The organism is Pseudomonas sp. GW823-FHT06B06, assembly GCF_058795195.1.
The window spans coordinates 30643-46347 of record NZ_JBXAHO010000032.1 but is presented as its reverse complement, the minus strand read 5'-3'; the positions used below and the strand labels follow the sequence as shown (position 1 = coordinate 46347).

The window sequence follows — 15705 nt, the reverse complement described above, 5'->3', positions numbered from 1 at the left end:
CCTGCGCCTGGTGCCCAGCGGACGAAAACTGGTCATCGGCATTCCGTTCCTGTGGCTGTGCCTGTTCTTCATGCTGCCGTTCTTTTTGGTGATGAAGATCAGCTTCTCGGAAGCAGCCCTGGCCATTCCGCCCTACTCGGAGATCTACACCTACGCAGAGCAGAAATTCAATCTGTTGCTCAACATCGGCAACTACACGTTGCTGGGCGAAGATGAGCTGTACCTCTCGGCTTACCTCGGTTCGTTGAAGGTTGCGCTGTTCAGTACGCTGATGTGCCTGGTGATCGGTTTTCCGATGGCCTATGCCATTACCAAGGCAAGCAAGGAAGCACAGAACGTGCTGATGCTGCTGATCATGATGCCGACCTGGACCGCGATCCTGATCCGCGTGTATGCGTGGATGGGCATCCTCAGCAACAACGGCCTGCTCAACGGCTTTTTGATGTGGATCGGGCTGACCGATCACCCGATCGAGATCCTCAACACCAACACCGCCGTCTACATCGGCGTGGTGTATGCGTATCTGCCGTTCATGATCCTGCCGCTGTACGCCAACCTGGTCAAACACGACCAGAGCCTGCTGGAAGCGGCTTCGGACCTGGGTTCGAGCACCTTCAACAGCTTCTGGAAAATCACCGTGCCGCTGGCCAAGAACGGCATCATCGCCGGGTGCATGCTGGTGTTCATTCCAGTGGTCGGTGAGTTCGTGATTCCGGAGCTGTTGGGCGGTCCCGAGACCCTGATGATCGGCCGAGTGCTGTGGCAGGAGTTTTTCAATAACCGCGACTGGCCGGTGGCGTCCGCCCTGGCGGTGGTGATGCTGTTGATTCTGATCGTGCCGATTCTGCTGTTCAACCGCAGCCAGGCCAAAGAGATGGAGGCACGGGGATGAAACGCTTCGGATTTTCAAAGTTCATGCTGGTTTTCGGCCTGTCGTTTATCTACCTGCCGATGCTGATCCTGGTGATCTACTCGTTCAACGCCTCCAAGCTGGTGACGGTGTGGGGTGGCTGGTCGTTCAAGTGGTACGCCGGCCTGCTCGACAACTCGCAACTGATGGGCTCGGTGGTGCGTTCGCTGGAAATCGCCTGCTACACCGCGATTGCCGCGGTGGCGCTGGGGACATTGGCTGCATTCGTGCTGACCCGCGTCACGCGCTTCAAGGGCCGCACGCTGTTCGGTGGCCTGGTGACCGCGCCGCTGGTGATGCCGGAAGTGATCACCGGTCTGTCGCTGTTGCTGCTGTTCGTGGCCATGGCGCAAATGATCGGCTGGCCGATGGAGCGTGGCATCGTGACGATCTGGATCGCCCACACCACGTTTTGTGCCGCCTACGTGGCAGTGGTAGTCTCCGCGCGCCTTCGCGAGCTGGACCTGTCCATCGAAGAAGCGGCCATGGACCTGGGTGCGAAACCGTTCAAGGTGTTCTTCCTGATCACCATCCCGATGATCGCGCCGTCACTGGCGGCCGGCGGCATGATGTCGTTTGCCCTGTCGCTGGATGACCTAGTACTGGCGAGCTTCGTCTCGGGCCCGGGTTCCACCACCCTGCCGATGGAAGTGTTCTCGGCGGTGCGCCTGGGCGTGAAGCCGGAGATCAACGCCGTGGCCAGCCTGATCCTGTTGGCTGTGTCGATCGTGACCTTCATGGTCTGGTACTTCAGCCGCCGCGCCGAAGCCAGCCGTAAACGGGCGATCCAGGAAGCGATGGACCAGACTGCCAGCGAATCCTGGCAACAACCGAAAAAGCAAATGGTCGGAGCAACGGCCTAGCACCACCCCCTGTAGGAGCGAGCATGCTCGCGATGGACGTCAACGATGGCTTGGGCAATCTGAATGAACGCGTTGTCCTTGAGTTTTTCGTCGGAACGCCGCCCGGAGCAGGCTCGCTCCTACAAGGATTTGAATAAGAAAAGAAATGGAGTTGTACATGAAAATGTTTGGCAGGACTCTGCTGACACTGTCCTTATTGGGCGTGATCGCCTCGGGCGCCCAGGCCAATGACAAGGTTCTGCGCGTCTATAACTGGTCGGATTACATTGCCCCGGACACCGTCAAGAAGTTCGAAGACGAGACCGGCATCCGCGTGACCTACGATGTCTTCGACAGTAACGAAACCCTTGAAGCTCGCTTGCTGGCGGGCAAGTCCGGCTACGACATCGTCGTGCCGTCCAACAGTTTCCTGGCCAAGCAGATCAAGGCCGGGGTCTATCAGGAGCTGGACAAGTCGAAGCTGCCCAACTGGCAGAACCTCAATCCGGTGCTGCTGAAAAACGCCTCCGCCAGCGACCCGGACAACGCCCACGCCTTCCCGTACATGTGGGGCTCGATCGGCATCGGCTTCAACCCGCAGAAGGTCAAGGAAGTGCTTGGCGCCAACGCCCCGACCAACTCCTGGGACCTGCTGTTCAAACCGGAAAATGCTGAAAAACTCAAAGCCTGCGGCATCAGTTTCCTCGACTCGCCCACCGAGATGATCCCGGCCGCCCTTCACTACCTGGGCTACCCGGTGAACGACAAGGACAAGGCGCACATCGCCGAAGCCGAAGCACTGTTCATGAAAATCCGCCCATCGGTGGCGTACTTCCATTCCTCGAAGTACATCTCGGACCTGGCCAACGGCAACATCTGCGTGGCCGTCGGTTACTCCGGCGATGTGCTGCAGGCCAAGGCTCGCGCCCAGGAAGCCGGGGACAAGGTGAAGATCGACTACAGCATCCCGAAAGAAGGCGCCGGCAGTTTCTACGACATGGTCGCCATCCCGCGCGATGCCGCCAACGTCGAGAACGCCTACCTGTTCATGAACTTCCTGATGCGCCCGGACATCATCGCCGAGATCACCAACAACATCGGCTACAGCAACGCCAATGCGGCCGCAACGCCGTTGGTGGATGAGGCGATTCGCAATGAGCCGGGTTCGTATCCGCCCGAAGCGGTGATGGCAACCTTGTATGCCATCCCTGACCAGCCGATTGCGGTACAGCGGATCATGACCCGGGGTTGGACCAAGGTGAAACTCGGCCAGTAATTCACTGCACATAAGTGTTGAACTTGATGCCGCTTTCGCGAGCAGGCTCGCTCCCACAATGGAATACGTCCCCCTGTGGGAGCGAGCCTGCTCGCGAAGAGGCCATAACATTCAACCTGGATTTCAGCTTTAGCTTTTCTATTCATGCAGCGCCTTACCACCGCTGCATCCCTCACCTGGCTCCTCGGTTAAGGTGAAGTTTGGCGCCCTCGGGCGCCTTTTTTTGTGATCGTTCCCACGCTCTGCGTGGGAATGCAGTCCGGGACGCTCCGCGTTCCAGCTTTAAGTCAAACACCCCCCAACGGCCATTCGGCCAGCGCCCGGTAACGGCCCTTGTGCGATTCGAACAACGCGAAGCGATCAGCACGCAGGACAAACTCGGGTGGCGTGGGAGACTCCGGCACCGGCGCCCGATAGTCTCGAGCCAAGGTCAAGTGCGGGCGAAATTCCCGTGGTGCATCCTCAAGGCCAAAGGGCAACAGGGCCTGCTCCAGGTCATACACCAGCCGCAACAACGCGGGCGATGCCTGCTCGGGTGCCAACACCAAGACCCCTGCCCTGCGCCAGACGTCGAGTCGATCGAGCTCCACGGTCAAGCGTTCGCCCGACGTTCGTACAGACGCGGCAGCCGTGCAGATATCGGCAATCTGCGCGATCGCGACCGCCCCCAGAAACTTCAAGGTCAGATGAAAGTTCTCGACCGGCACCGCACGTCCGCTGCGCAGTTGCAAGGCGCTGCGCCACTGGGCGATGGCCTTGCGTTGCGCCGGCGCGCAGCCGAGCGCGAAAAACAAGCGCTTGAACGGCTCATGGGTTTCGTCATTCATGCCAGATATCTCTGCCGGAAATAACCTGAGTCTACAACCTGCAAGGCCGCTTCTGGCGTCTGCCGGCATGCAAGTTATAGTTGATGCAGGCGAACCAACCGGAGGGAAGCATGCGACAGATCCTCAGTAAGGAACCCTGGTGGGCCACCCCCCCAGAACCCGGTCAGGATGAACTCAAGCTGGAATGGGGCTGGCTGGTGCATTACAGCGAAGGCGAGCCGCGCTTCGAGTTTGTCCGCGAGCGACCGTCCGATGACGAAATCCGCAACCGCAAGAGTTGCCGGATCACCCCGGCGGCGGAGTGATCCGGCGGTTCGGATCAAGCCTTCACGATCATTTCGAAACCGCCGAAGATCATCCTTTGACCATCGAATGGCATGGGATTGACGTCCGGTTGCACCCGCGGATCGCTCATCAGTTTCGCCATCCCGGCGTCACGCGTGGGCTTGTCCGGCCAGACGATCCAGGAAAACACCACGGTTTCGTTCTCTTTGAGTTTCACCGCCATGGGAAACGAGGTCACCTTGCCGTCAGGCACGTCGTCACCCCAACACTCGGCGAGGCTGAGCGCGCCGTTCTCGATGAAAATGGCAGCGGCCATCTCGGCGTGCTTGCGGAATTTTTCGCGGTTGGCGGTGGGTACGGCAATGACAAAGCCATCAACATAGGACATGAGGTTCTCCTTGGGTCATGGGTTGATCTGTTGATTAGTCGACTGGGTCGGGCTCCAATCGACAGACCCTGGGTCCGTACCGACCGACGGTTGGGCGCTTTGCGCCAGGCTCCCCTCTATCTGCGAGGCCATGTACAAGGTGCCCGCCATCACACCGGTGGTCGGGTTCTGCAGCAGCTTGGTCCAGGCCTTGTCGAACGTGTTGCCCAGGCTGCTGCGGATCAACGCTTCGCTGTCCGGTCGATCGTTGGCCTGGATGATCGCCCGAACGCCCGCGACGCCGACGGAAATCAACGCGCCGGCCAACTTGCCGGCTGCCGCCGCTACCGCACTGGCCGCCCCACGCGGGGCCATCTCGGCTTCGATGCGTTGACTGGCGCGCTTGGCCACCGGTGCCATGGCGGTGTCCGTCGAGCCCACACCCTTGTCGCCACCGGCCTTGTGGACCTTGTCGACCAGCGCGGCGTACGCCGGCAACGCGCTCAACTGCTCAGCATGCACCACCTGGTACAGCGAGGCGTCCCTGGCGGGCGGCGGCCCGAGGGCAATCGCGGGAACTTTGCGGATGCGACCATTGAGCTGCGCCATCGGCACGCCATGACGTTGGGAAATTTTCTGCAGTTCTTCCTTCATTATGTCCAGGTAGAACGCCGCTGCCAGGGTGAGAATCGCATCCGGATCCACCTCAAGCGCCGCCGGAGCCAGCACCTTTTCCTGGTACTTCTCCAGCAGATACGCTGCCAGGCGTTTCTCCGTGGCATCCTGCTCGCCCTTGGCACTGATGGTGTACCAACTGACCTTCATCGATAGCCATTCCTGGGTCCAGTAACTGCTGAACCAAGGAATGAAATTTTCTTCGGTCAGCTGATAGACCCGGGTGCGCCAGTAATCCATGGCGCCGTGGGCGTAGATTTTTGCCTGCTCGGTGGCCGACTGCGACGCATCGATAATTTCCCGGTCCACTTGCTGCCAGGTACTTGGAGAAATCATGATCTGCGGCACTTCTACCGGGGTAGGCGGAGCCGTGACGCATCCCGCCAACACTACCAGCACGGCGACGATCAGCGAACGCAGGTTCAAGATCGCGGTTCCTGAAGTGTAAGCCGAACGGGAGGTTCGGCGCTCTGAGGCCCCTGGTTTGAGTATAGGTGGCGGCGGGTAGCCGCTCAGGATTGATGGTGCTCTTGAGGCTGCCATCGTGGGCAAGCCCGCTCCCACAATGGTTACAGGTGTACACAACAATCGTGTTCCAACCCGACCCCCTGTAGGAGCGGGCTTGCCCGCGATGGGGCCATCAGAAACACCCACAACATCAGACCATCACTCCCATCGATATTCACCATCGCCACGATTGCCTTCCGCCCACGCACCGTCAGCGTAGGATCAGTTCCAACCCAACACAAAACCCTGTAGCGGAGGGTAGAACCATGCTGATCCATCTCCTGACCTGCCTGGCCCTGACGGCCTTCACGTTAAGCGTATTCGGCTGGTTCTTTCTCTCTGAGGAGCGCACGTCATGATCACCAACGTCACCTTGGCCGTGAGCTTTCCGGTGTTCGGCAACAACTACTACTCGCAGCAATTCGAGTCTCGTAAAGTATTGACCCTGATGTTCGACGAAAAATTCGAGGCACTCCTGATTCCGGCAGCCGGTCATCACTTCAGTAACGAAGTGATCGGGCTCAACGATCAGTTCCGCTTTCTCAATGACGTATTGGCCGAGCATTTGCTGGCAACCGAAGTCGCCTCTAGCGCCCGCCGGCATCAATACTTCTGAGAAGCTGACCCAGCCCCTCTGCAAAACAGGTCGGTTTTTCCAACGAAAAATGCCTCAGCAATCGACTGTTGTCGGCGAGAGAGTGCCTGATGTCACCGGATCGCGGCGCATCGTAGGCCAGCGAAAGCGGCCAACCCAGCAGTTCGCCCAGCATCGTCGCCAGATCGTTCAAGCTGGTGGAGCGGTTAAACCCGACATTGATCGGTTCATTACGCGGTTTTGATTCAGTGACCGCCTGTACCAGGATCTTGACCAGGTCATTGACATAGACGAAGTCCCTTGTTTGCTCCCCATCACCATAAACGGTGATGGGGAGTTTTTTTTGTGCCCGTTCGCTGAAAATACTGATGACGCCGGAATAAGGCGACGAAGGATCCTGGCGCGGTCCATAAATATTGAAGAAGCGCAGGATGACCGGTTCCAGTCCGTGCTGGCGGCGATAGAAATCAAGGAAGTGTTCGCTGGCCAGTTTGTCGGCGGCGTACGGCGTCAGGGGATTTTTTGGTGTGTCTTCACTGATCGCGGTGCCTTCGCCGTTGTTGCCGTAAATCGCTGCACTGGAGGCGTAGACCACCCGCCTTACACCTGCCTGGCGCATGGCTTCACAGATATTGAGCGTACCGATGAAGTTGCTCTGGTGCGTGGCGATCGGGTCATCGACCGAGGCCTGCACCGAGGCGACTGCGGCCAGATGGACCACCGCGGTGCAGTCTTTCATGGCGCGCGCTACCGTCGAGGCATCGGCGACATCCCCCACTACCAAGGTCAAATGACAACGATCAATCGGCAGGTTGGATAATTTCCCGGTGGAAAGATCATCCAGGACTCGAACGCTGTAGCCGTATTCGAGCAGGGCTTCGACAAGGTGCGAGCCGATGAAGCCGGCGCCACCGGTGACCAGGATTCGCTCAGCAGTCATCATCATTGAGCCTCCGATACGCGGGTGCTGGGGTTTTGTGGTCGATCCATTGCAATCAAGTCCCCTAATTGGTTGATGAACTCACGGCTGTCACTGAGCAATTGTGGCCAATCAGTGGGAAAACGAACATTCAACGGCAATTGATCAATGCGCCAACGAGGCGACAGCGGCTGATCAAACCGCGCGGCGACCTGCAAGCCCATTTCGCTGGCTGCGAACGGCCCGCGCAATACTGTTGGCGTGCGACCCGCGCTGTCGACTGCCTGGACCACATGAGCGCTCAACCACTCGCCGTCCGGCATGCGTACCCGCAGCGGTTGACCAATCGCGGCGTAGCTGATGTTCAACGGTTCCAGATAAATCCACAGCAGCGGGTCTTCCAGTCGCTCGATGCGCATCAGCAATGTGCCAGCACCAACGTTCTCGCCGGGATTGACCAGTACTTCCGCCACGCGTCCACTTTGCGCGGCGTTGATCGGTAGCGCGGCAAGGCGAGTCTTCAACCACTGTTGCTCGGCCTGCTGTTGGATAACATCGCGCTCAACGCTCAACGGCGCCTGGTTAGCCAATTGTTCACGGCGCTCGAATGCCAGCAGGTCCGCCCTGAAACCGTCGAGTTCTGATTTGGCCGTCAACACTTCACCGGGAGACACAGCACCTCGATAAACCAGGTCTTCGAGCACCTTCACCCGTTCCTGGGCGCGGCCTATGCGGGTCTGCAGCAATGCCCGTTCGCTGCCGCCCAATTTGATATTGCGCGCAGGCTTGGTATTGGTCGGCATGGCCGCCAGTTGCGATAACCTGGCGCGCCATTCCGGGTTGTCGAGATTGACCAGGGGCTGGTCAGCCCGGACCTGATCACCGGCCTTGACGAACAGTTGCTCGACCCGACCGGTATCACGCGCACGCACCTCAAGAATCGGCAGGCGCAACTGTGCCGGCGCGTCGATCATCAGCATGCCGTAGACCAGCTTGCCTCCCAGCCAGATCAACGGGCTGGCGACCAGCAGCAGGATCAGGTACCAGCGCACGCGAAAGGCCATGCGTTTGCCTGGCGCGTAGAGCACGGTCAAACCCTGTTCCTGAGTCGGACGCAGTTCTTTACGACTATCGAAACGAATCTTCATGACGGCTCACCGTTTTGGAAAGTCTCGCCAGGCTTGCCAGTCGATGCCGGCAATCCCCAGGGGTTGCAGTTGCTCACGCCAGACACTGCTCTGGTGTTGCAACTGTTCGGTCGACGCGCCGGCCCAGGATTCCGTGGCATCCAGTTGTGGCTCCGTGCTTTGGGCGAGGCGAAATTGCAGTTCGGGCCAGCGCCGGGCTATCTGCTCTGCCATCCGAGCGCTGTTTTTTGGGTTGCGGGTGTAAATCATCAGGCTGACCTGGCGCACACCGGCGGCGGGAAGCCCGCATGGCACGCAGGTTTGTCCGGGCTTGGTCTCGGCGAACCAGCGATGATGGCTGGAAATCTCGACCGGCCAAGGGCTCTCTCGGGATGCCGCGCGCAAGGTATCGAGCAAGTCCTTCAAACGCTGGTCAGGCACAGGCACGCCCAACTGCTCGACCTCCAGGTCAAGGTGCAGGCTGGTGAATGAAAGCCCTTTGAGTTTGTCCAGCAGCTCGGTGAGCTGGTGGCGCTCCTGCGGCTTCATCCATTCAGGATCGCCCAGCAACAGGCTCACTTGCAGCCCCTCGCCGGCTGCCTCCTGCAGCAATTGCTCAAGGCGCTGGCGCGTCGTGGCGAGGTCCTCCAACTGCGCGCCCTTGAGGCCAAGATAAATCTTGTCCATTCCGGCTCTGCGCAGGGCCGTCAATTCTGCCGCGCGATGATCGGGATCGAGCAATACCTCGCTGTCCCAGACATAACTGGCCTGGGACCATTTTTGTGCCTGTGCCGCTTCAAGCGTCATGGGTTGTACCGCCAGCAACACCGTGGGCATCCACAGCGACGCGGCCAGAATTATCGATCGCATGTCAAAACCTCGTGGCACGTTTAAGCACCCACCATGGCGCCATCGAGCTTTCTTCATGGCCGCGACGAAACATCTCGTTGAGCATGGCCACGACGCTCCAGCACCGCAGGAGCAGCATGAACATCGGGAACAGAGGCACCAGCAACCCCAGCACCATGTCCTGTCGAGGCCGGTCGGAGACCATCACCAGCATGGCTGCGAACATCAGCAGGGTGATCAACAGGTACAGCAGGTAGATCAGCGCAAACAGGAACAACAGCGTCTTGCCCGGCAGGATGAACAGCGCCAGCAAGGTATAAATGAAGATGACAAACGGCAGCACCAACTGGAAGAAAAAGCCCGTGATCAGGATCATCACAAAGGTGGGCCAGCCCAATAATGTGGGGCTGATATTGTGGTTGTGCTTTCTGATATAGAGAAAAAACAGGTCGCCATCCCAGCGCAAGCGCTGCATCAGAAACTGGCTCAGCGTCGCCGGTGCATCGGTATGTCCTACCGCTTCGGGCTCGAACGGAATCCTCAGGTCATGCCGCTTGAAGTAACTCTTGATGCGCAACGTCAGGTCCAGATCCTCCGCGGTGTGCGTGTTCCAGCCACCGATTTTCACCAGGAAACTGCGACGGAACGCGCCAAAGGCCCCGGAAACGTTATTGACCAGGTTCCATTCGGCCAGACCGATTTTCGACATATGGATCGACAGCAGGTACTCCAGCGCCTGCATCGCTGTCACCCAGGAACCCCAGACATTGCGCACACGCAGGCTACCGGCTACCGCAGGCACCTTAGGGTCCTCGAAATGCCGCACGATGGAAGCGACCATGTTGTTGTCGAAGGATGTATCGCCATCGAGCGCCATCACGATTTCGCCGCCGGCAAGCGACAGGCCGGCGTTGAGGGACGACACCCTGCCACCCCTCTGCCATTTGGCGATCGGCCGTAAATGGCGCTTGGGGTATAACTGCGGGTCTACATGGAAATTGCGAACGGCGCTGAGTGTGGCCTGGTTCACCGTGGCGCCATCCACCACCGGGATCATCTCGATGTGGCCGCCATAGGTTTGCTCACACAGGCTCAACAGCGTGGTCTGAACGTCCATGCCCTCGCTGTAGCAGGTAATGATGCAAGAGACCTTGGGTCGGTAAATACTGATCTTCGGAACACTGGTACGCCGACGGGTGAACCAACGCAATACGCCCAGCAACACGATGATGATCATGGGCAGTTCGAACAGGATGAACGCTGGAAAAAGCATGTAGAACAAGCGGCTCAATCCATCCGGCCCTGCGAGCGCGCTGAGTGCACTCAAGAGTTGCTCCAGGAATGGGCTCATGCCGTGTCACCCAGCTCACCGGCCATACGCGCCAGTAACAGCTCGCCATCTTCTTGATCGAGTAGATCCCGGGGTGCAGCGATACTGATGACACGCAAGGTAATGTCGCTGACCTCCGGCGCTGAAAACAATTCGGCGACCCGACCCAAGCGGCGCTTGACGACTTCCAGCCCCTTCTCGTCGGTATGGGGAAGCATGATCCAGAAGAATTCTTCGGTACTGCGCGAGCAACGGTCCGTTTCCCTGACAGATTCCTGCAATCGATCGGCCACACTATCTATAAAGGCATGGCCGCGTTGTTCGCCCAGGTGCGACAACGCACCGGCAAGGTTGACGAAGCGCAGGCCGATCAGTGAAAACTCAGGCACAGGGTGGCGACGCACGATCTGCATCTGCCAGGTCAGCAAATCATAGAAGTCCTTGCCACCTAACAGACTGAGCCGACCGAAATGCTCAACCGTCTTTTCACTGAACTCCTGGCGGCAGCGGAATCGCCCGGCCTCGGACAGGCGCAGATCCCTGACTTCCCGTATGCGCAACTTGTCGGGTGTGTGTGACAGGCCGCAATCCAGGCAGCGCGCCTGCACCTCGGCATCGACAAAAAACGCCTGACACGACCGGCAACGATAATTCTCCATCGGGCGGTCGTAATCGCTACCAATGTGGCGCAGCCGGTTCAAACAGTTGGGGCACAGCAACACCCCGTCCTTGAGAAATGACTCCTGTGCGCCAACATGACCACAGGTAAAACAATGCAATGAAGGTTGCCGTGCAATGTCCATGGCGTGACATTCGGTACACACATCAATGTAATTGAGGCGGCCCGAACCACAATCCGAACAGAGCCGGACGCGATCCACCAGAACCCCCTCTTCCAGCCAGTCCTGTTGCACCATCAGGCTGAGCCAGACGAACGCGTTGACCTGCTCGCTGTCTGCCAGGGCGTCCAGCAACGGATAACGATAGTGCTGAGGCACCTCCGGATCGCGTAAGGCAAGCAACTGAGCGCCTTCGCGCAACCACAGCCAGGAAAGCACCCGGCTTTCGAAACGTTCGGGGGCCGAGCCATGTTCGAACAGCCGGAAGCGTTCCTGCCACACGCTCCAGAGCCTTTTTATTTCGCTAGTCTCGACGGGACACGCGCCATCGCCCAAGGCTTCACACCAGCCATCCTGATCACGGCAGCAGAAAATCAGCGTGTAGCGGTAAGGGGCAAGCGTGCGCAATTTTCGTAGCACTTTGCCAGCATACGCGGCTGGCATGTCCAGTAACACCACATCAAATGCTTCGGCAGCCAGCAAGCTGCCCAGATCGGTAAAGTGCTCAAGCTCTGGAAGATTCAGGCTCGGAACTCTGTTACCGAATATCGCAACCCTGGGGTTTGAAGTCGGCATGACGCACGTCCTCTACAAACAGACAAGTGCGGTTAATTGGAGGAAGGAACACTAGCATCACATTTGCGAAGTGTCCGATTTTATTGTTCAAGTTATTTTTTGACTCGGCCAGCGCCAAAAATTCGTCGCCATTCGTCGATAAATTCTGACGCGGCATTCATGAGACAGACGGCGCCTTCAATACAAACAAATTATTACAAAAAAACGTTTTAAATCAAAAATTTAAACATTGTAATTAAGAAAAAGCCCTAACAATCAAAACTACCGGTGAGCATCGAACATTGATAGCTTCAAGCGCCCCAATTGCAACTGAGAGACTCTTCCAATTACTCAGAATAACTTCCCAACACACTATGATCCACGAATACCGCAAACAATCTTATAAGTTCAAAGTTTTTTATATCATCGAAGCCGAGACATATAACCAAACCAAAACATATCCGCAAACAGTTACAACAATGATACAGCCATTACTTTAATATCAAATCAGGTAAATACAAGTGAATCGGTAGTTAATCAAAAGTACAAACTTCCCGCAGACAGCCACGCAGCCATCGATGCACTGGATCGGCATTCAGTCGGGGATGCCAGATCATGGCCAGGGAAAATGGAGGCAGTGACAATGGCAGTGCAAAGCTGTGCATACCGCACCGCAGATTGGCAGTATGCCGCTCGGGCACACTGGCAATCAGATCGCTCGATCGGGCAAGTGCCAGTGCCGTCGAGAAGCCGGCGACCATGGTCGCGATGTGCCGTTGCAACCCGAGCAGTTCCAGGGCTTCGTCAATCGCCCCCTTGTCCAGTCCTCGCCGTGACACGCTGATGTGGTCGTGCGCGGCAAAACGCGCGGGCGTTATCTCGCCATCGCACAGCGGGTGCCCCGTGCGCACCACGCCGATGAAACGATCGCGGAACAATCCCTGGGTAAGCAGTTCCGGGCTCGCGGCCTGGCCCACCACACCCGTTTCCAGATCGACCGTACCGTCGCGCAGTGCAGCGCTGTCCTTGTCGGGCTTGTGCATGAAGCGCAGGCGTATGCCCGGCGCTTGTTCAGCGACGCGGGCGATCAGCGCGGCGCCGAAGTTTTCGACAAAGCCTTCGCTGGTGCGCAACGTGAATGTGCGCACCAAGTGCATGAGGTCAGGTTGCTCGGCCGGGCGCAGCATCGCTTCTGCCTCCTGCACAAGCTGACCGACCCGCTCGCGCAACTCCAGCGCACGCGGTGTAGGCACCAGGCCACGCCCGGCCCTGACCAGCAGCGGATCGCCAGTGGTTTCACGCAGTCGCGCCAGGGCCCTGCTCATCGCCGATGGACTCAGGCGCAGGCGCTTGGCGGCACGGGCGACGCTGCCTTCTGCCAGGAGCGCATCAAGGGTAGTCAGCAAGTTGAGATCGGGTGTGGACATACGTGGCCCCATGGTCGGCTGATGTGGCGCTGTATGCATGTATCAAGTGCGATTCGTGCGCCTTCCGCCATGTTAGGCCCGGGCGTAGATTTCTGTTAGCTCCAATCGGGAGTGACCAGAGAGGAGAACATCATGAATGACGGTTCTGCAGTCGCCGCAGTTACTCAACAGTCGTTGTCGGTGAAAGGCGCGCTGGCCAGCCTGTCGCTGGCGATGTTGTTGTCATCGCTGGGCACCAGCATCGCCAACGTCGGCCTGCCATCCCTGGCCCAGGCATTCAGCGCGTCCTTTCAACAAGTGCAGTGGGTCGTCATCGCCTACCTGCTGGTCATTACCACCTTGATCGTCAGCGTCGGTCGATTCGGTGACCTGATCGGTCGACGCCGCCTGTTGCTGTGCGGCATTGCCCTGTTCACATTGGCTTCGGCCTGCTGCGCACTGGCGCCCAATCTCGGTCTGCTGATCGCTGCCAGGGCGCTGCAAGGCCTGGGCGCGGCAATCATGATGGCGTTGACCCTGGCGTTTGTCGGCGAAACGGTGGCCAAGGGCAAGACTGGCGGCGCCATGGGCCTGCTGGGGACGATGTCGGCCATTGGCACCGCGCTGGGCCCGGCGCTCGGCGGTGTGCTGATCGGCGAATTCGGCTGGCGTTCGATGTTCCTCATCAGCGTGCCTCTGGGCATGGCGACATGGCTGCTCGCGCAACGCTACTTGCCCGATGATCGCCCGGCGCAATCCGGGCGTACGGGGTTCGATCCGGCAGGCACGCTGTTGCTGGCCCTGAGCCTCGCCGCCTATGCCCTGGCCATGACCCTTGGACGCGCGCACTTCGGCCTGCCGAATATCGTCCTGCTGCTGGCGGCCTGCCTGGGTCTCGGATTGTTCGTGCGGGTTGAATCGCGGGTCGCGGCACCCCTGGTGCGCCTGGCCTTGTTTCGTGACAGCCGCCTCAGCGGCAGCCTCGCCATGAGCCTGCTGGTGACCACCGTAATGATGGCCACGCTGCTGGTCGGGCCGTTCTACCTTTCACAGACCCTGCGGTTGTCGGCAATGGAGATCGGCCTGGTGTTGTCGGTCGGGCCACTGGTCGCCGCGCTGACCGGCGCGCCCGCCGGGCGCATCGTCGACCGTTGCGGAGCCCCTGGCATGACCCTCGCCGGGCTCTTGGGCATGGCGCTGGGCTGCTTGATGTTGTCGCTCGTGCCCGAGTCGTTCGGCGTGGGCGGCTACCTCGCCCCCATGGTCGTCCTCACCCTGGGCTATGCGGTGTTCCAGACCGCCAACAACACCGCCGTGATGCTCGACGTTGCGCCTGATCAACGCGGTGTAGTGTCTGGCCTGCTCAACCTTTCGCGCAACCTGGGGCTGGTCACCGGGGCCTCGGCCTTGAGCGCCGTGTTCGCCTTGGCCTCAAGGGCGGTCGACATCGGCACCGCGCATCCGCAGGCCATCGCCAGCGGCCTGCGCACGACGTTTCTGGTCGCGCTGGGGCTGATCGTCGTCGCCTGCCTGATCGCATGGCGCAGGCAGGCTAACGGGCGGTAAACGCGATTACTGCTCCAGTACCACCAGCGGTGTGTCCTTCTTGACGATGTAGGTCGCCAGTTCCGACGCCTTGCCCTGGCCGACATTCTTGGCCACATGGGCGGTGCCGGCGGGGATGTACAAGGAGTCACCGGCCTTGAGCGTAACGGCCGGTTGCCCTTCGAGTTGATACTCGAAGGTGCCGTCGATGACGTAGGCAACTTCCACCCCGGGGTGGGAGTGTTTCGGCGACACCACGCCCGGGTCGAAATCAACGCGCACCTGGATGACTTCGCGCCCGGCGACATCCAGGTCACGGCGCACCAGGTCCGTGCGCTTGAGGCCGGCCTGCCAGTTTTTCGCCGGCGGCTGGCCCGCCTCCTGGGCTTGGGCAAGGCCGGTGAAAGCGGTCAATGTTGCAGTGACGAGAGCAACGCCGAGCAGGCCTGCCGCGTAGCGGGTGGGGGTTCGGGACATGCTGATTCTCCGGTGTGCGTTAGGTAAAAGCCGTTAGGGGGCGGTTGCATTACGCACTCGCCGTGTAACGCCTTCGTGTCCTGTCACCCCGGTTTTTGTATGTGACTGTAGCTTTGTGAATGGCGGATACGTTGCGATACGTCTTGCGGATGATCGGGAACTTGGGGTGTAGATCCAGCGCTACGGTAACGGCCACTTAGGGTTCCGCTATTACAGCGGGTCACTTTGAAAAGCGGCACGCCGCCCGGGCTGGAGCGAGCATGTCGAATCGTCGCACCGTCGCGATGGAGGTCAACGATGACGCGGCCTGTCTGGATGAATGCGTTGTCTGGAAGTCCATCGCGAGCAGGCTCGCTCCCACAATGGAATCGCGG

The 15705-nt window shown here is 59.3% G+C and carries 16 protein-coding genes; 6 read left to right on the top strand and 10 right to left on the bottom strand.

Features of this window, described 5'->3' with window-relative positions; genetic code table 11:
* Nucleotides 1–10 precede the first annotated feature (10 nt).
* From AC1Q8Q_RS24220 to AC1Q8Q_RS24210, 3 genes are all read left to right on the top strand, one after another.
* Nucleotides 11–892 carry an ABC transporter permease subunit gene (locus AC1Q8Q_RS24220; RefSeq protein ID WP_162831853.1) on the top strand — a complete coding sequence of 294 codons (882 nt, stop codon included), beginning with the start codon at nucleotides 11–13 and terminating at the stop codon, nucleotides 890–892.
* Nucleotides 889–1773 carry an ABC transporter permease subunit gene (locus AC1Q8Q_RS24215; protein WP_020798439.1) on the top strand — a complete coding sequence of 295 codons (885 nt, stop codon included), beginning with the start codon at nucleotides 889–891 and terminating at the stop codon, nucleotides 1771–1773. The genes AC1Q8Q_RS24220 and AC1Q8Q_RS24215 overlap by 4 nt, the downstream gene beginning before the upstream one ends.
* Nucleotides 1774–1930: 157 nt before the next feature.
* Nucleotides 1931–3028: a polyamine ABC transporter substrate-binding protein gene (locus AC1Q8Q_RS24210; RefSeq protein ID WP_492615581.1), complete on the top strand. Its 1098-nt coding sequence runs from the start codon at nucleotides 1931–1933 to the stop codon at nucleotides 3026–3028.
* A gap of 287 nt (nucleotides 3029–3315) precedes the next feature.
* Here the strand turns inward: AC1Q8Q_RS24210 and thpR are convergent, their stop codons facing one another.
* Nucleotides 3316–3855: an RNA 2',3'-cyclic phosphodiesterase gene (thpR, locus tag AC1Q8Q_RS24205; protein ID WP_020798435.1), complete on the bottom strand. Its 540-nt coding sequence runs from the start codon at nucleotides 3853–3855 to the stop codon at nucleotides 3316–3318.
* A gap of 110 nt (nucleotides 3856–3965) precedes the next feature.
* Here thpR and AC1Q8Q_RS24200 point away from each other — a divergent pair, with 110 nt between their 5' ends.
* Complete coding sequence (locus AC1Q8Q_RS24200) at nucleotides 3966–4160, top strand: hypothetical protein (RefSeq protein WP_020798434.1); 195 nt, start codon at nucleotides 3966–3968, stop codon at nucleotides 4158–4160.
* 14 nt (nucleotides 4161–4174) lie between these two features.
* Here the strand turns inward: AC1Q8Q_RS24200 and AC1Q8Q_RS24195 are convergent, their stop codons facing one another.
* The gene (locus AC1Q8Q_RS24195; RefSeq protein WP_020798433.1) at nucleotides 4175–4528 is read right to left on the bottom strand and encodes a DUF1428 domain-containing protein; all 354 of its coding nucleotides are present in this window, start codon (nucleotides 4526–4528) and stop codon (nucleotides 4175–4177) included.
* Between the two features lie 15 nt (nucleotides 4529–4543).
* The gene (locus AC1Q8Q_RS24190) at nucleotides 4544–5608 is read right to left on the bottom strand and encodes a hypothetical protein (RefSeq protein WP_492615580.1); all 1065 of its coding nucleotides are present in this window, start codon (nucleotides 5606–5608) and stop codon (nucleotides 4544–4546) included.
* A 436-nt stretch (nucleotides 5609–6044) separates the two neighbouring features.
* Between AC1Q8Q_RS24190 and AC1Q8Q_RS24185 the strand changes: the two genes are divergently transcribed.
* Nucleotides 6045–6305, top strand: coding sequence for a hypothetical protein (locus tag AC1Q8Q_RS24185; RefSeq protein ID WP_020798431.1), 261 nt, complete (start codon nucleotides 6045–6047; stop codon nucleotides 6303–6305).
* Here the strand turns inward: AC1Q8Q_RS24185 and AC1Q8Q_RS24180 are convergent.
* From AC1Q8Q_RS24180 to AC1Q8Q_RS24155, 6 genes are all read right to left on the bottom strand, one after another.
* Nucleotides 6277–7224 carry an NAD-dependent epimerase/dehydratase family protein gene (locus AC1Q8Q_RS24180; protein ID WP_033039621.1) on the bottom strand — a complete coding sequence of 316 codons (948 nt, stop codon included), beginning with the start codon at nucleotides 7222–7224 and terminating at the stop codon, nucleotides 6277–6279. The two genes, AC1Q8Q_RS24185 and AC1Q8Q_RS24180, sit on opposite strands and share 29 nt — an antisense overlap.
* Before the next feature lie 2 nt (nucleotides 7225–7226).
* A complete protein-coding gene (locus tag AC1Q8Q_RS24175; RefSeq protein ID WP_168758313.1) occupies nucleotides 7227–8351 on the bottom strand; it encodes an HlyD family secretion protein in 1125 nt (374 codons plus the stop codon).
* 6 nt (nucleotides 8352–8357) lie between these two features.
* Nucleotides 8358–9200: a hypothetical protein gene (locus AC1Q8Q_RS24170; RefSeq protein WP_020798428.1), complete on the bottom strand. Its 843-nt coding sequence runs from the start codon at nucleotides 9198–9200 to the stop codon at nucleotides 8358–8360.
* A 1-nt stretch (nucleotide 9201) separates the two neighbouring features.
* The gene (locus AC1Q8Q_RS24165) at nucleotides 9202–10530 is read right to left on the bottom strand and encodes a glycosyltransferase family 2 protein (protein ID WP_033039616.1); all 1329 of its coding nucleotides are present in this window, start codon (nucleotides 10528–10530) and stop codon (nucleotides 9202–9204) included.
* Entirely contained in the window at nucleotides 10527–11924 is a 1398-nt protein-coding gene (locus AC1Q8Q_RS24160; protein WP_492615579.1) for a TackOD1 domain-containing metal-binding protein, read from the bottom strand. Before AC1Q8Q_RS24160 ends, AC1Q8Q_RS24165 begins: the two co-directional genes overlap by 4 nt.
* Nucleotides 11925–12436: 512 nt before the next feature.
* Nucleotides 12437–13330: a LysR family transcriptional regulator gene (locus AC1Q8Q_RS24155; protein WP_454866078.1), complete on the bottom strand. Its 894-nt coding sequence runs from the start codon at nucleotides 13328–13330 to the stop codon at nucleotides 12437–12439.
* Nucleotides 13331–13462: 132 nt separating this feature from the next.
* On the opposite strand from AC1Q8Q_RS24155, the gene AC1Q8Q_RS24150 reads away from it, so the two are divergent.
* A complete protein-coding gene (locus tag AC1Q8Q_RS24150; protein ID WP_492615578.1) occupies nucleotides 13463–14875 on the top strand; it encodes an MFS transporter in 1413 nt (470 codons plus the stop codon).
* Between the two features lie 6 nt (nucleotides 14876–14881).
* On the opposite strand, the gene AC1Q8Q_RS24145 is transcribed toward AC1Q8Q_RS24150, so the two are convergent.
* A complete protein-coding gene (locus tag AC1Q8Q_RS24145) occupies nucleotides 14882–15331 on the bottom strand; it encodes a cupin domain-containing protein (RefSeq protein WP_020798423.1) in 450 nt (149 codons plus the stop codon).
* Nucleotides 15332–15705: the final 374 nt, after the last annotated feature.

Bases quoted from the DNA above. Each gene is read 5' to 3' on its own strand.
- AC1Q8Q_RS24165 (WP_033039616.1), bottom strand. From the start codon at position 10,530: ATGAGCCCATTCCTGGAGCAACTCTTGAGTGCACTCAGCGCGCTCGCA.
- AC1Q8Q_RS24210 (WP_492615581.1), top strand. From the start codon at position 1,931: ATGAAAATGTTTGGCAGGACTCTGCTGACACTGTCCTTATTGGGCGTG.
- AC1Q8Q_RS24200 (WP_020798434.1), top strand. From the start codon at position 3,966: ATGCGACAGATCCTCAGTAAGGAACCCTGGTGGGCCACCCCCCCAGAA.
- AC1Q8Q_RS24160 (WP_492615579.1), bottom strand. From the start codon at position 11,924: ATGCCGACTTCAAACCCCAGGGTTGCGATATTCGGTAACAGAGTTCCG.
- AC1Q8Q_RS24145 (WP_020798423.1), bottom strand. From the start codon at position 15,331: ATGTCCCGAACCCCCACCCGCTACGCGGCAGGCCTGCTCGGCGTTGCT.
- AC1Q8Q_RS24155 (WP_454866078.1), bottom strand. From the start codon at position 13,330: ATGTCCACACCCGATCTCAACTTGCTGACTACCCTTGATGCGCTCCTG.
- AC1Q8Q_RS24195 (WP_020798433.1), bottom strand. From the start codon at position 4,528: ATGTCCTATGTTGATGGCTTTGTCATTGCCGTACCCACCGCCAACCGC.
- AC1Q8Q_RS24175 (WP_168758313.1), bottom strand. From the start codon at position 8,351: ATGAAGATTCGTTTCGATAGTCGTAAAGAACTGCGTCCGACTCAGGAA.
- AC1Q8Q_RS24215 (WP_020798439.1), top strand. From the start codon at position 889: ATGAAACGCTTCGGATTTTCAAAGTTCATGCTGGTTTTCGGCCTGTCG.
- thpR (WP_020798435.1), bottom strand. From the start codon at position 3,855: ATGAATGACGAAACCCATGAGCCGTTCAAGCGCTTGTTTTTCGCGCTC.
- AC1Q8Q_RS24150 (WP_492615578.1), top strand. From the start codon at position 13,463: ATGAATGACGGTTCTGCAGTCGCCGCAGTTACTCAACAGTCGTTGTCG.
- AC1Q8Q_RS24185 (WP_020798431.1), top strand. From the start codon at position 6,045: ATGATCACCAACGTCACCTTGGCCGTGAGCTTTCCGGTGTTCGGCAAC.
- AC1Q8Q_RS24170 (WP_020798428.1), bottom strand. From the start codon at position 9,200: ATGCGATCGATAATTCTGGCCGCGTCGCTGTGGATGCCCACGGTGTTG.
- AC1Q8Q_RS24180 (WP_033039621.1), bottom strand. From the start codon at position 7,224: ATGACTGCTGAGCGAATCCTGGTCACCGGTGGCGCCGGCTTCATCGGC.